At 38.2% G+C, this 14600-nt stretch carries 16 protein-coding genes; 14 read left to right on the forward strand and 2 right to left on the reverse strand.

The window, feature by feature from the left end; all coding sequences use genetic code 11:
• Positions 1-12: 12 nt before the first annotated feature.
• Positions 13-180, reverse strand: coding sequence for a DUF3042 family protein (locus IGI38_RS03105; protein ID WP_438726542.1), 168 nt, complete (start codon positions 178-180; stop codon positions 13-15).
• Between the two features lie 205 nt (positions 181-385).
• Here IGI38_RS03105 and galE point away from each other — a divergent pair, with 205 nt between their 5' ends.
• The 10 genes from galE to argS all read left to right on the forward strand — a co-directional run bounded on the left by galE (position 386) and on the right by argS (position 10480).
• A complete protein-coding gene (gene galE, locus IGI38_RS03110; protein WP_438726545.1) occupies positions 386-1375 on the forward strand; it encodes a UDP-glucose 4-epimerase GalE in 990 nt (329 codons plus the stop codon).
• 11 nt (positions 1376-1386) lie between these two features.
• Positions 1387-2868, forward strand: a complete 1482-nt coding sequence (gene galT, locus IGI38_RS03115; RefSeq protein WP_438726547.1) for a UDP-glucose--hexose-1-phosphate uridylyltransferase — start codon at positions 1387-1389, stop codon at positions 2866-2868.
• A 12-nt stretch (positions 2869-2880) separates the two neighbouring features.
• The gene (locus tag IGI38_RS03120; protein ID WP_438726549.1) at positions 2881-3864 is read left to right on the forward strand and encodes a LacI family DNA-binding transcriptional regulator; all 984 of its coding nucleotides are present in this window, start codon (positions 2881-2883) and stop codon (positions 3862-3864) included.
• Between the two features lie 134 nt (positions 3865-3998).
• Positions 3999-4706: a tRNA (adenosine(37)-N6)-threonylcarbamoyltransferase complex dimerization subunit type 1 TsaB gene (gene tsaB, locus IGI38_RS03125; RefSeq protein WP_438726551.1), complete on the forward strand. Its 708-nt coding sequence runs from the start codon at positions 3999-4001 to the stop codon at positions 4704-4706.
• Positions 4690-5238, forward strand: a complete 549-nt coding sequence (gene rimI, locus IGI38_RS03130; RefSeq protein WP_438726553.1) for a ribosomal protein S18-alanine N-acetyltransferase — start codon at positions 4690-4692, stop codon at positions 5236-5238. The genes tsaB and rimI (IGI38_RS03130) overlap by 17 nt, the downstream gene beginning before the upstream one ends.
• A gap of 1 nt (position 5239) precedes the next feature.
• Positions 5240-5665 carry a ribosomal protein S18-alanine N-acetyltransferase gene (gene rimI / locus IGI38_RS03135; protein WP_438726556.1) on the forward strand — a complete coding sequence of 142 codons (426 nt, stop codon included), beginning with the start codon at positions 5240-5242 and terminating at the stop codon, positions 5663-5665.
• The gene (gene tsaD / locus IGI38_RS03140; protein WP_438726558.1) at positions 5658-6680 is read left to right on the forward strand and encodes a tRNA (adenosine(37)-N6)-threonylcarbamoyltransferase complex transferase subunit TsaD; all 1023 of its coding nucleotides are present in this window, start codon (positions 5658-5660) and stop codon (positions 6678-6680) included. The genes rimI (IGI38_RS03135) and tsaD overlap by 8 nt, the downstream gene beginning before the upstream one ends.
• A gap of 34 nt (positions 6681-6714) precedes the next feature.
• Complete coding sequence (locus tag IGI38_RS03145) at positions 6715-7158, forward strand: DUF3788 family protein (RefSeq protein ID WP_438726561.1); 444 nt, start codon at positions 6715-6717, stop codon at positions 7156-7158.
• A 326-nt stretch (positions 7159-7484) separates the two neighbouring features.
• Positions 7485-8498 (forward strand): ornithine carbamoyltransferase, encoded by a 1014-nt coding sequence (argF, locus tag IGI38_RS03150; protein WP_438726564.1) that lies wholly within the window; start codon positions 7485-7487, stop codon positions 8496-8498.
• Positions 8499-8788: 290 nt separating this feature from the next.
• Complete coding sequence (gene argS / locus IGI38_RS03155; protein WP_438726566.1) at positions 8789-10480, forward strand: arginine--tRNA ligase; 1692 nt, start codon at positions 8789-8791, stop codon at positions 10478-10480.
• A 34-nt stretch (positions 10481-10514) separates the two neighbouring features.
• Here the strand turns inward: argS and IGI38_RS03160 are convergent, their stop codons facing one another.
• Positions 10515-10994 carry an arginine repressor gene (locus tag IGI38_RS03160; RefSeq protein WP_438726569.1) on the reverse strand — a complete coding sequence of 160 codons (480 nt, stop codon included), beginning with the start codon at positions 10992-10994 and terminating at the stop codon, positions 10515-10517.
• Positions 10995-11385: 391 nt separating this feature from the next.
• Between IGI38_RS03160 and rpsB the strand changes: the two genes are divergently transcribed.
• The 4 genes from rpsB to frr all read left to right on the forward strand — a co-directional run bounded on the left by rpsB (position 11386) and on the right by frr (position 14556).
• Positions 11386-12183 carry a 30S ribosomal protein S2 gene (gene rpsB / locus IGI38_RS03165; protein WP_438726571.1) on the forward strand — a complete coding sequence of 266 codons (798 nt, stop codon included), beginning with the start codon at positions 11386-11388 and terminating at the stop codon, positions 12181-12183.
• A gap of 78 nt (positions 12184-12261) precedes the next feature.
• Positions 12262-13146 (forward strand): translation elongation factor Ts, encoded by an 885-nt coding sequence (gene tsf / locus IGI38_RS03170; protein WP_438726573.1) that lies wholly within the window; start codon positions 12262-12264, stop codon positions 13144-13146.
• Between the two features lie 128 nt (positions 13147-13274).
• On the forward strand, positions 13275-13997 hold the full coding sequence (gene pyrH, locus IGI38_RS03175; protein WP_207110592.1) for a UMP kinase: 723 nt from the start codon (positions 13275-13277) through the stop codon (positions 13995-13997).
• A 1-nt stretch (position 13998) separates the two neighbouring features.
• Positions 13999-14556 (forward strand): ribosome recycling factor, encoded by a 558-nt coding sequence (gene frr, locus IGI38_RS03180; protein WP_438726576.1) that lies wholly within the window; start codon positions 13999-14001, stop codon positions 14554-14556.
• Positions 14557-14600: the final 44 nt, after the last annotated feature.

Raw genomic sequence — 14600 nt, forward strand, 5'->3', positions numbered from 1 at the left:
CGGCTTTCTTTTTTATCGTGCGATTCTTTTTCTACGAGCTTTTTTACGATTTTCATCGATTTTTGATTCTTTTTCTTCAATCGGATCGATGACTTTCTTTTTCACACCCATCACTACACCTGCAACTATTGCCGCAGCAGTTAAGGTACCAGTAACGAATCCTGAAGTAAATTTACGCATCGTTTCAACACTCCTTTCTCAGCCATAAGAAATAGATATCTTATCCCAAATGCGAGCTGTATAACATTTATTTCCTTATGTACTCATTATGAAGCAAAACCTTAAAAATGAAAAGTTTAACGAATGGGAAAAAGGCTTGCATTTATTTAGTAAACAAATTATAATTTGTTTACTAAATAAAATGTGAATGTTAGGAGTAGATTAAATGGCAATTTTAGTTCTAGGCGGCGCGGGATACATCGGTTCTCATACAGTAGATAAATTAATTTCTCAAAATTATGAGGTAGTTGTGGTGGATAATTTATTAACTGGCCATCGTAAGGCAGTTCATCCGAATGCAAAGTTTTATGAGGGCGATTGCCGTGACAAAGTCTTCATGACTGAGGTCTTCACAAAAGAAACAATTGAAGGTGTAGTGCATTTTGCGGCTAGTTCATTGGTTGGAGAGTCGGTAGCAAAACCTTTAAAATATTTCAATAATAATGTAGTTGGTATGGAAAGTTTGTTAGAGGTTATGGAAGAGTTTGGTGTAAAAAATATAGTCTTTTCTTCGACAGCCGCAACTTATGGGGAACCAGGGATTTCACCGATTACAGAAGAAGTTGCAACTAATCCGACTAATCCATATGGTGAGAGCAAGTTAATGATGGAAAAAATGATGAAATGGTGCGATAACGCTTATGGTATGCGATATGTAGCTTTACGTTATTTTAATGTTGCTGGGGCAAAAGCAGATGCAAGTATCGGGGAGGATCATGATCCTGAGACGCATTTAGTACCGATTATTTTACAAGTTGCTTTAGGACAAAGAGATCATTTGACCATTTTCGGTGATGATTATGATACACCAGATGGCACATGTATTCGTGATTACGTACAAGTAGAAGATTTAGCTGCTGCGCATATCCTCGCATTAGAATACTTGAAGGCAGGTAACCCGAGCAATTACTTTAATCTAGGCTCAAATAACGGTTACTCAGTGACAGAAATGCTTAATGCCGCTCGTGAAGTGACCGGAAAAGAAATCTCGGCAGAAATAGGACCTCGTCGTGCCGGTGACCCAAGCCGATTAGTCGCTTCAAGTGAAAAAGTCAAGAAAGCATTAGGCTGGAAACCTGAATATACAGATATCAAAGCAATTATTGAAACAGCGTGGAATTGGCATGTGAGTCATCCACATGGATATGAGGACTAGGAGGAAATGGCGTGTCAATCAGTCAAGTGATTAGAGATTTTATTACGTTAGCTATTCAATCTGGCGGTTGGATGGAGATGGATCGTTTATATTTAGAAAACCGCATCATTGCCATAATCGGTGAAGATTCATTAACAAAAGCTGAAATTCGAGGAGTGACTGAAAGCGCAGTAGATTTGGTTGAATATCTGTTGCTTCAAGCGGAAAAGAATAAAGTAATTACTGATCTACAAGCAGAAAAGGATATGTTAGAAGCCCAGTTGATGGACCTTATGACACCTCCGCCGTCAGTAGTTAATGCTTATTTTGCCCAATACTACTCAAAAGATCCTGTTCAGGCAACAAATTATTTCTTTAAACTAAGTAAAGAGAACGATTATATCAAAACCCGAGAAATTGCACGCAATATTATTTTTCCGGCTGAAACTGAATATGGTGATTTAGAGATTACGATTAATCTATCAAAACCGGAAAAAGATCCGAAGCAAATTGCAGCAGAACGACAAGTAGTAAAAGTCGATTATCCTGAATGTATGCTATGTATGGAAAATGAAGGATACAAAGGTCGATTAAACTACCCTGCGCGAACCAATCATCGAATTATTCGGATGAACCTTGATGGAGAAAGCTGGGGATTCCAGTATTCTCCCTACGCTTACTATAATGAACATTGCATTATTTTATCGGAAGAGCATCGTCCGATGAAAATCACAAAAGCAACCTTCCAGCGACTTTTGAAGATCACAGAAGTTTTGCCGCACTATTTTGTTGGTTCGAATGCAGATTTGCCAATTGTTGGAGGTTCAATCCTTTCGCACGATCATTATCAAGGAGGTCGACATACATTTCCGATGGCCGTCGCCGAAATGGAAAGAACTTTTGATTTAAAAGATTATCCTGCTATTAAAGCTGGAGTTGTAAAATGGCCGCTATCAGTTATTCGTCTACAAGGAAAAAATCAAAAAGATTTAATTGAAGCGTCAAACATGATCTTTAAAAAATGGCAATCTTATTCAGATAAAGAACTGCAAATTATTGCTCAAACAGAGGATGGCACGTCACATCATACCATCACGCCAATCGCTCGTCGAAAAGATGCCCTTTTTGAGTTGGATCTAGTTCTACGTGATAACAATGTCTCAGAAGAATTTCCTGATGGAATTTTTCATCCACATCCTGATGTACAGCATATCAAAAAAGAAAATATTGGTTTGATAGAAGTCATGGGTCTGGCTGTTTTACCCCCACGTTTGGAAAAAGAACTAAAGGAAGTCGAGAAATACGTATTGAGTGAAGAGAGTACTATTGCTGACTATCATGTGAAATGGGCAGATCAAGTGAAAGCTGATAATCAAATCACACATGAAAATGTGACACAGGTTCTTCAAAAAGAAGTAGGAGCTGTTTTTGCCCGTGTATTGGAAGACGCCGGTGTCTTCAAACGTGATGTTGAGGGACAAGAAGGGTTTACACGTTTCATTAAGACTTTGTAGAAAGGGGTAGCGATGGCAACTATTCGAGATATTGCAAAACGAGCAGGTGTTTCACCTGCAACGGTTTCCCGTGTGTTGAATTACGATCAAGAGTTATCGGTCGCTCAAGAAACAAAGCAGCGCATTTTTGAAGTGGCAGAAGAGCTAAACTATACTAAGCATAAACGCGCCAACAAGATTGGCAAAGCAGTGATCCGTCTGGTTCAATGGTATGATGAGGCTGAGGAATTAGCCGATCTTTACTATTTATCAATCCGTTTAGGAATCGAAAAAAAAGCAGAGGAGTTGAATGTCCAAATTCGCCGCGAAACGTTGAATGAGCTATCAGATACCCAGGTCAGCGGAACCATTGCTTTAGGGAAGTTTGACGCGGAGCAAATTCGGCAGCTAAAACAAATTGATGAAAATTTACTTTTTGTCGATTTTGATGGAATGAATATGGGACTGAATTCTTTGGTTGTCGATTTTGACCAAAGTGTGGATCTTGTAATCGACTATTTCATCCAACATGGACATCAAAAAATCGGAATTCTTTCAGGTGAAGAAAAAACTAAGCATAATTTGCAACCTATTGAAGATCCGCGATTAATAGCTTTTAAACGCAAAATGCAACAAATTAACCTGTATCGCCCGGAGTTCACGTTGACTGCGGCTTTTTCAATGGAAGCTGGGAAAATCGCGATGATGGAATTTTTGTCTAGTACACAGGATTTACCAAATGCTTTTTTTGCTTCAAGTGACGCATTAGCTGTGGGAGCAATGCAGGCGATTCAAGCTACTGGTCTACGAGTTCCAGAAGATATTTCGGTTATTGGATTCAACGATGTAAGTGTAGCGAAGTACGTATCACCCGCTTTGACAACAGTCAAAGTTGAAACTGAATGGATGGGTGAACTAGCTGTCTCAACGATTTTAGATTTAGCCAAGGAGTTTTCACCTGTTCCGAGAAAAATAATGTTGGGAACAAAACTGCTTCAACGAGAATCTACAAAATAACCTGGAGCAGCGAGATTCGCTGCTCTTTTTATACCGATAATTAGGGAAAGTTGAAATTCTTGGACAGTTAGTAGGAAAGCAAATATAGTTTGTGTTAAAATATTGCTATCTTAAATGCGAGGAAATGAACGTTTATGAAATTATTAGCGATGGATACATCTAATCAGACATTAGCGGTAGCTGTCTTAGAAAACGATACTGTGCTGGCTCATTTTCAGTTGAATCGAAAAATGAATCATAGCCTAACATTGATGCCGGCAGTTGAATCTGTAATGGAGGCCAGCGGATTGAAACCAGCGGATTTGGATCGGATCGTCGTAGCAAAGGGTCCAGGCTCTTATACGGGTATCCGCATCGCGATAACGACCGCGAAAACATTGGCGGAGACATTGAACATTGAATTGGCGGCGGTCTCTAGTTTGGCAGTAATTGCTGGGAATGCTCGTACAGATAAGTTGATAGTTCCCTTGATGGATGCGCGTAGGAATAATGTATATGCAGGAGTATATCGTTGGGAAAATCAGCAGTTAGTAACTGTTTTGGCGGATCAGCACATTGCGCTGACTGATTTATTGGCTCAAATCGAAGAACCTGTATTGTTTATTGGCGAGACAAGCAAATTCAAAGAGCAAATCGAGTCAGCTCAATTAATTGCGGATGTATCAGCGGCAGATGAGTTTAATTTACCTAATGGGATAGTTTTAGGTAAATTAGGATTTCTGGCAACCCCAATTGAAAATGTTCATGGATTGGTACCAGCTTATTTAAAACGGGTAGAGGCTGAAGAGAAATGGCTGGAAACGCATCAACCAGAGGACGATAACTATGTTGAAAAAATTTAGCGGATTAGTAAAGACGATTTTGTATGGGAAACAATATCCTTTTAACGCCAAGTATGTAAATTTAAGTGATGAAGAATATCTATTAAGAAAAATTGTAGACCAAGATATTAAAGAACTGATTGCATTGGAACGTGACGTTTACTTTGGGGAAACGCCTTGGACGAAAAGCGCTTTTCTCTCAGAGATCCATTCTCCGATTCCACACTTATATATTTGTATTGTAACTAAAAAAGAGGAAATTGCTGGTTTTATCGGCAGTCGCTTAATCGGTAACGACACGCATATTACTAATATTGCGGTAGGAACTGTTTTTCAGAATCATGGGATCGGCAATTTGTTGATTGACGAAGTAGAAAAATTCGCTATAATGAACGATTGTGAAACACTCTCATTGGAAGTCCGGCTCAGTAATACGGATGCTCAACGGTTATATCGTAGGCTAGGGTTCTCTGCGCGAAATATTCGCAAAAACTATTACACTGAGAACAATGAGGATGCTTTAGATATGATTAAACGTTTGGATGTGAGTTAAATTGGAAGACTTAGCAAGAAAATTCTGGGAAATCAGCCAGGCAGCATATGCTTATGATTCTCCGTGGACCGCTGACCAATTTGCCAGCGATATGAGCCAAGCTCACAGTCACTATTTCTTTGAAGAAAAAGAAATTATTGCTTTTTTAGGATTTCATCAAGTTTGTGATGAAATAGAAATTACTAATATTGCAGTCAAGATAAAAGGCCAAGGTCATGGCAGAAGACTAATGAATAGCTTGATTGGGCATGCTGAAACACAGAATATCGCTAATGTTTTTTTAGAGGTGCGTGCTTCGAATCGAGAGGCGCGTCTTTTTTATGAAAAGTTCGGCTTTCTAGAAATTGGAATACGAAAAAATTATTATCAGCACCCTCAAGAGGATGCTGTGTTGATGTCTTTGAAAGTAGGAAATACAAATGAATGAACCAGAACTTATTTTAGCAATTGAGAGCAGTTGCGACGAAACAAGCGTCGCGGTCATAGAAAATGGTCATATAATTCTATCTAATATTGTTGCCTCGCAGATTAAAAGTCATATGCGGTTCGGTGGCGTTGTACCAGAAGTCGCTAGTCGCCATCATGTTGAACAAATTACAATTTGTATCGAAGAGGCGCTACTTGAAGCTAACGTAACTGCTAAAGATCTTCGAGCAGTGGCAGTAACTCATGGCCCCGGTCTCGTAGGAGCATTATTGATTGGCTTAAGTGCAGCTAAGGCGTTTGCCTGGGCGAATGCCTTACCATTGTTACCAATCAATCATATGGCGGGGCATATTTATGCAGCACGCTTAGTTGAGCCCTTGACGTTTCCATTGATGGCTCTGTTAGTGAGCGGAGGACATACTGAATTAGTCTATATGAGTGAAGATGGCTCCTTCGAGATTATCGGTGAAACTAGGGATGATGCTGCAGGTGAAGCGTATGATAAAGTTGGACGTGTGCTGGGACTAAGTTATCCGAGTGGAAAAGAAATTGATGAGTTGGCTCATCAAGGTGAAGATACTTATAATTTTCCTCGGGCAATGATTAAGGAAGATAATTTTGATTTTAGTTTTAGCGGTTTGAAGAGTGCTTTTATTAATCTAACTCATAATGCGGAACAGCGCGGAGAAGAATTAAATAAGAAGGATTTAGCCGCAAGTTTTCAAGCGAGTATTATTGATGTATTAGTTTCAAAAACGATCAGGGCTTGTAAAACTTATCCGGTTAAACAATTGATTATAGCTGGCGGAGTAGCAGCCAATCGAGGGTTACGTAAAAGAATGACCAAAGTAATCGAAAAGGAATTGCCTCAAGTTCAACTAATCGTACCACCGTTACGCTTATGTGGAGACAATGCAGCAATGATTGGAGCTGCAGCTCATGTAGAACTACAAAAACATCATTTCGCCAACATGAGCTTAAATGCTAATCCAAGTTTAGCTTTTCAACACATCTAACACTTTGTTATTATGAGTTGGAGGAGGCGTTTAGATGGATCAAAATTGGCAAGAGAAATTTTCGATAGATGAACAGCCAACGTTAGAGGATATGAAAGAATTTGCTGCAGGAACCTATTTTGAAAAATTGTTTGATTTTTTGACGGAAAATTATCACCCCAAATTCTCAATTGAGTACTCAAAGGAAAAAGGAGCATTTGGCGGGTGGAATTTAAAGGCTAAAAAGTATGGCGGTAACCTTGGTACAATTTACTTTCGAGAAGATTGTGTAAGAATGATGGTTGTTGTGTCTGAGCTTTTTGAAGAAGACCTATCAGCTACTATCTCCTCAATGTCTGAACAAATCCAAAAGACATATATGGAAAATAAACCTGTTATGGGAGGATTTTGGTTTGTCGTAGATATTACCTCCAGGAAAAATTTTGAGGATCTTAAATATTTAATTACTTTGCGTGTTCGAAAATTAAAAAAGAATTAATTAACCAGGCAGCTAAAAATTAGCTGCCTTTTTATTTTGCATTAACAGCATTAGAATATTAAATGATTGAGTGAATACTGTATTGCAATAAAATGCCCAATGATATTTTCTTTCAGCCAAGCAGTCGTCTGTTTAAAATGAACTGACATAATTTCCGTTCTTTTAAACTTAAGAATAAAAATCAATGAGTTCCAGTATTTAAGGAGGAGTGATTTTCAAAATAATTCCTAAATGAGGTTGATACTTCTCGTCCATTAAGTTATTATGAATAAAAATGAATTAATTGCATAAAAAAAGAATTAATATTCAAAAATGGAGGGTTTGAAATGACGAATATCTTTCAAGGAAAAAGTTTTTTAAAAGAAATAGATTTCACTAAAGAAGAGTTACTTTATTTAATTGACTTTGCAGCACATTTAAAAGAGTTAAAGCAGCAGAATATTTCGCATAAATATTTATCGGGTAAAAATATTGCTTTATTGTTTGAAAAAACGTCCACTCGTACACGTGCTGCATTCACTACAGCAACGATTGATCTTGGTGCCCATCCTGAATACTTAGGAAAAAATGATATCCAATTAGGAAAAAAGGAGTCTGTGGAAGATACAGCAAAAGTTCTTGGCAGTATGTTTGACGGAATTGAATATAGAGGTTTTTCTCAAACAGCAGTTGAAGCACTGGCAGAACACTCAGGCGTACCAGTCTGGAATGGGTTGACTGATGAATGGCACCCAACACAAATGTTGGCGGATTTTTTAACTATCAAAGAACACTTCGGAAAATTAGAAGATTTGACTTTAGCTTATGTCGGCGACGGTCGTAACAACGTGGCGAATTCACTATTAATCACCAGTGCGATTTTAGGTGTAAATATTTCCATCGTTACGCCGGAAGAACTTTATCCTGAACAAGACTTGATTGCTATGGCTGAAAAATATGCTGAAGCTTCACAGTCAAAAATAGTTGTTACAGATGATATTGATCAAGGTGTTGCTAAAGCGGATATTGTTTATACGGATGTCTGGGTTTCAATGGGTGAAGAAGATGCCTTTGAGGAGCGGATTAACTTATTGCTGCCCTATCAAGTGAATCAGGAATTGATGACAAAAACTAAAAAAGCTGAGACGATTTTTTTACATTGTCTGCCGGCTTTTCATGATCTAGAAACAGAAGTAGCTGAAGAGATCAAAGAAAAATACGGGTTGGCTGAAATGGAAGTTACAGATGAAGTCTTCCGTAGTGATCAGGCGTTGCAATTTCAACAAGCCGAAAATCGTATGCATACAATCAAGGCGGTGATGGCCGCGACGTTAGGAGATTTATTTATTCCCAAAGCATAAAGATTTTTCTCTCGTGACTAGTCAGATGACGATTTTTCTGTTACTATAAGTGCCAGATAATTATTTTCATCGATGAAAAAGAGAAGTCTATGATCTGTTTTGCAGCGAGTTCGGGCGGGTGAGAGCCGGATAAACAAAAATGGATGGCGCACTTTTGAGATGCAACGGCAGCTACCGTTATAGCCTTAAGCTGGTCGTTTACGACAATAAGAGTGGTACCGCGGGAATTCTCGTCTCTGATGTATTTATACATCAGGGGCTTTTTTTGTATTAAAAGGGAGGAAATTTGGATGAATAATAAAGAAATTGTTGCACAAGCTGTTTTGGAAGTAGTCAAAGAAAATCTTACATTACGAGAAGTAGAACGTCTGCTAGAAAACCCTAAATCAGTGGATCATGGGGACGTGGCATTCCCAGCTTTTGCTTTGGCAAAAATTTTTCGCAAAGCACCCCAACAAATTGCAGTGGAATTGGCAGAAAAAATCAATCCAGAAGCATTCGAAAAAATTGAAGTTGTAGGTCCATATTTAAATTTTTTCATGAAAAAAGAAGTGATTTCAAGTATGGTCTTAAAACAAATCGCAAAAGAGGAAAATCATTTTGGTGATAGCAATATTGGAAATGAAGGAAACGTAACAATTGATATGTCTTCGCCAAATATCGCAAAACCAATTTCAATGGGCCATTTACGTTCGACTGTGATTGGTAATTCAATCAGTCTAATATTGACTAAAATTGGCTATACTCCAATCAAAATCAATCATTTGGGTGACTGGGGAACTCAATTTGGTAAATTAATCGTTGCTTATAAAAAATGGGGTTCGGAAGAAAAGGTTAAAGCCGAGCCGATTAATGAGCTATTGCGTTTGTATGTGGAATTTCATGAAAAGGCTGAGGAAGAACCAGAATTAAATGATGAAGCACGTGCTTGGTTTAAGAAATTGGAAGAAAACGACGACGAAGCGTTAGCATTATGGAAGTGGTTCCGTAGTGAATCATTAAAAGAGTTCAGTAAAATTTACGGTATGTTGGAAGTTGATTTTGACTCGTACAATGGTGAAGCCTTTTATAATGACAAGATGGATGAAGTTGTGACGATGCTGGAAGAAAAACACCTTTTGCAAACAAATGAAGGGGCTGAAATCGTTGATCTTGAAAAATATGATTTGAATCCTGCTTTGATTAAAAAATCAGATGGTGCAACACTATATATTACTCGAGATTTGGCGGCAGCTCTTTATCGCAAGCGTGAGTACAATTTTGTTAAATCCTTGTATGTTGTCGGAAATGAACAAAGCGGACACTTTAAACAATTAAAAGCCGTTTTGAAGGAAATGAGTTTTGACTGGTCAGACGATATGGTTCATATTCCATTTGGGTTGATCACAAAAGATGGTAAGAAATTATCCACACGTAAAGGGAAAATTGTTTTATTGGAAGAAGTTTTAAACGAAGCGAAAGACTCTGCATTGACACAAATTCAAGAAAAAAATCCTGATCTACCCAACAAAGAAGAAGTTGCACATCAAGTTGGCGTTGGGGCAGTAGTTTTCCATGATTTAAAAAATGATCGTTTGAATAACTTTGATTTTAACTTGGAAGAAGTTGTTCGCTTTGAAGGCGAGACTGGGCCCTATGTTCAATACACCCACGCGCGTGCGATGACCATTTTGGAGAAGGCGGCATTTACTGTTGATCCTGAAGCAGTTTATTCATTAAACGATGCTGACAGTTGGGAAATTATCAAATTACTGCAAAACTATCCTGAAGTCGTGATGCAGGCGGCAGCTCAATATGAACCATCAGTGATTGCTAAACACTCGATCAAATTGGCGCAAGCCTTTAATAAATACTACGCACATACAAAAATATTAGTGGACGATGAACAAAAAGATGCACGTTTATCATTGGTTCACGCAGTAACAGTAATTTTAAAAGAAGATTTACGCTTGTTGGGTGTTCATGCACCAAATAAAATGTAAACAAAAACCGGAGAATTTTTTCTCCGGTTTTTTGTTAACTGAAAATAGAGACCTTTGTTGGATCTTGCAAAAATGCAGTAACTTGTTGTGCATCATCAGGTGTTCTTGAAATGATAATAATTGTATCGAAACTTGCCATTGTCGCGACGATAAGTTCACTAGAAAGATCATCTAAGACTGAAGCTAACAAATGCGCATTGTCTGGCAGGGTACTGACGATTGTCATAAACTGTACGGTATCGACTTTAACGATCACATCGGTTGTCATGCGGATTAAACGCTTAATATCATCATCTTCGGTAGGTGCTTGGTGCTCTTTGAATACCTCAAAACGAGGTTTACCTGTTTCATCAATGGTCTTGACAATTTTCAGATCACGAATATCTCTTGAGATGGTTGCTTGAGTGGCTGAAACTTGATACTGCTGTAAATAATCCATTAATTCATTTTGGTTTCGAATCGGATTTTCGGAAATAATTTGTTTAATTAATTCGTGTCGATCTTTTTTTCGCATAAAAAAACTCCTTATTTTTATATGTAATGAACTAACTTAGTCGAAGTGTCCGAAAAATTAGTTTGATCTTAATGTCATTGTATGATTACGGAGATTAGAATTGCTTCTTACTCTCTAGTAGGTTGGGATTGTTAAAATGATAATTATGCACTCAGTATAGCAGAAAAAGTTTTTTTAAACAGTATTCCTTTATAAATATTAATGTACTAAAGTGCAAGTGAAAAAAGATTGATTTATTAAAAAAACTCTTGTATAATAACTAATTGTGTGTGGGAAACCTTACGCAAAAATCCACATTCTGACTTGATTCATAAGGCGGTGCTGCTAGTCAGTTCCTTATGAAGAAGAGAGCAGGAGAGGAAAACAAAAAAACCAATTGGAGGAAACACAAATGTCAGTATTGTCTATGAAACAATTACTAGAAGCCGGCGTACATTTTGGCCACCAAACTCGTCGCTGGAACCCAAAAATGAAGAAATATATCTTCACAGAAAGAAACGGAATCTACATCATTGACTTGCAAAAAACAGTCAAATTGGTAGATGCGGCTTATGACTACATGAAAGATGTCGCTGAAGATGGCGGCGTTGCATTATTCGTAGGTACTAAGAAACAAGCTCAAGAAGCAATCAAAGAAGAAGCTATCCGCGCTGGTCAATACTATGTAAACCACCGTTGGTTAGGCGGAACTTTAACAAACTGGGACACAATTCAAAAACGTATCGCTCGTTTGAAAAATATCAACGCTATGGAAGCAGATGGTACTTTCGAAGTATTGCCTAAAAAAGAAGTTGTTGGTTTGAACAAAGAACGTGAACGCTTAGAAAAATTCTTAGGCGGTATCGCTGATATGCCTCGCATCCCTGATGTTATGTATATCGTTGATCCTCGTAAAGAACGCATTGCTGTTCAAGAAGCTCATAAATTGAACATTCCAATCGTTGCTATGGTTGATACAAACTGTGATCCAGATGAAATCGATGTAGTTATCCCTTCAAACGATGATGCTATTCGTGCTGTGAAATTAATCACTGCAAAAATGGCTGATGCTTTCATCGAAGGAAACCAAGGTGAAGATCAAGTAGCAGAAGAAGACTTCGTAGCTGAAGATGGCGGACAAGCAACTTCAATCGAAGAAATCGTTGATGTAGTGGAAGGCGGCAACGCTTCTACTGAATCAGCTGAATAATTTCGTAGCATATGCTGCTTCAAAGTAAATATATTCCTTTGAAGCAGCTTTTTTAGAAAAACTAAGGAGGCCCTTTAAATGGCAGATGTAACAGCTAAAATGGTAAAAGAACTACGCGACATGACTGGCGTAGGAATGATGGATGCTAAACGAGCATTAGTGGAAGTAGAAGGCGACATTGAAAAAGCTGTTGATCTTTTACGTGAAAAAGGTATGGCGAAAGCAGCTAAGAAAAATGATCGTATCGCTGCTGAAGGTTTAGCTTCAGTTGCCGTTAACGGAAATACTGCAGCAATCGTAGAAGTGAACTCTGAAACTGACTTCGTTTCTAAAAATGAAATGTTCCAAGATTTAGTTAAGGAAATCGCATCGTTAGTTGCTGAACATAAACCAGCGGATATGGATGCAGCAATGAAATTAACGAACGCTAAAGGTGAAACTTTAGAAGCAGCGTTAATCGAAGCTACACAAGTTATCGGCGAAAGAATTAACTTCCGTCGTTTTGAAGTTGTTGAAAAAGAAGATAACGCAGCATTTGGCGGCTACCTGCATATGGGTGGACGAATTGCTGTTTTAGCTCTATTAGATGGCACAACTGACGAAGCAGTTGCAAAAGATGTTGCGATGCATGTTGCTGCAATTAATCCTCGTTATGTAAATGAAAGTCAAATCCCAGAATCAGAATTAGAACATGAAAAGACTGTTCTTACTGAACAGGCATTAAATGAAGGTAAACCAGCTAATATCGTTGAGAAAATGGTTATTGGCCGTTTGAACAAATTTAAAGCAGAAATAGCTTTGGTTGACCAACCATTCGTTAAAGATCCTGATATGACTGTTGAAAAATATGTAGCTTCTAAAGGTGCTACAGTTGCGAGCTTCGTTCGTTTTGAAGTTGGCGAAGGTATCCAAAAACGTGAAGAAAACTTCGCGGAAGAAGTTATGAGTCAAATCAAAAAATAATTCTGCTTTTTAAGCAGTCGGGAACGCACGAAGATGTGCGCTCCCTTTTTTTAAGCAAATTCAAATAAGGCTAGCTTCAAAAGCAGAGTATGCTAAAATATCAATAGAGTGACAGTGGAGGTATTGAGATGAATGAACCAAAGTATAAACGTGTAGTATTAAAACTTAGTGGAGAAGCCTTGGCTGGCGATGAAAAGTTTGGTATAAATCCACCAGTGATCCAAGAAATTGTTGAAGAAATTAAAGAAGTTCATGATTTAGGTATTGAGATGGCAATTATCGTTGGTGGTGGGAATATCTGGCGGGGTCAAATCGGTGCTCAGATGGGGATGGAACGCGCACAAGCAGATTATATGGGGATGTTAGCAACAGTAATGAATGCATTGGCATTACAAGATGCACTAGAAAATATAGGTGTACCAACGCGTGTGCAAACATCAATTGAGATGCGTCAAATTGCTGAACCATATATTCGTCGAAAAGCGGAGCGTCATCTTGAAAAACGTCGCATCGTAATTTTTGCTGGCGGAACAGGGAATCCTTATTTCTCAACGGATACAACAGCTGCATTAAGAGCAGCTGAAGTAAATGCTGACGTAATCTTAATGGCGAAGAATAATGTCGATGGTGTTTATTCGGCTGATCCAAAGCTTGATGAAAATGCAGTGAAATATGAGGAACTGACTCATTTAGATGTGATTGCTAAAGGATTACAAGTCATGGACTCAACAGCAAGCTCATTAAGTATGGACAATGATATTCCACTTGTTGTCTTTAATTTAAACGAACCAGGAAATATTAAACGTGTCGTACTTGGTGAGAACATCGGGACGACTGTAAGGGGGAAATAAAATGGCAGATACAGTAATGAATGAAGCCAGAGACAAAATGAAAAAGGCACAGGAAGCCTTGCAACGCCAATTAGGGCAAATTCGTGCAGGACGTGCGAATGCAAGCTTGCTTGATCGCATCACAGTTGATTACTATGGTGTCCCAACACCTGTAAACCAAATGGCATCAATTACTATTCCAGAAGCACGCGTGCTAATGGTTACACCATTTGATAAAAATATGATCACTGATGTAGAAAAAGCGATTTTAGCTAGCGATATCGGTTTGAATCCAGCGAACGATGGAAATGTAATCCGTTTGGTGATTCCTCAACTAACTGAAGAACGCCGCAAAGAATTAGCTAAAGAAGTGAAGAAAGAATCAGAAGGTGCGAAGGTTGCTGTACGAAATATTCGACGTGACGCTATGGATGTTTATAAAAAGCAACAAAAAAATGGTGATTTGACAGAGGATGATCTGCGTAATATTGAAAAGGATATTCAATCATTAACAGATGACAATATCAAAGCTATTGACCAGATTGTTGCTGAGAAAGAAAAAGAATTATTAGAAGTTTAATTTACGAGAAAAGCCTGAAGATATGTTCTTCGGGTTTTTATTTT

The organism is Enterococcus sp. AZ128 (assembly GCF_051714485.1).
Taxonomy (GTDB): Bacteria; Bacillota; Bacilli; order Lactobacillales; family Enterococcaceae; genus Enterococcus_A.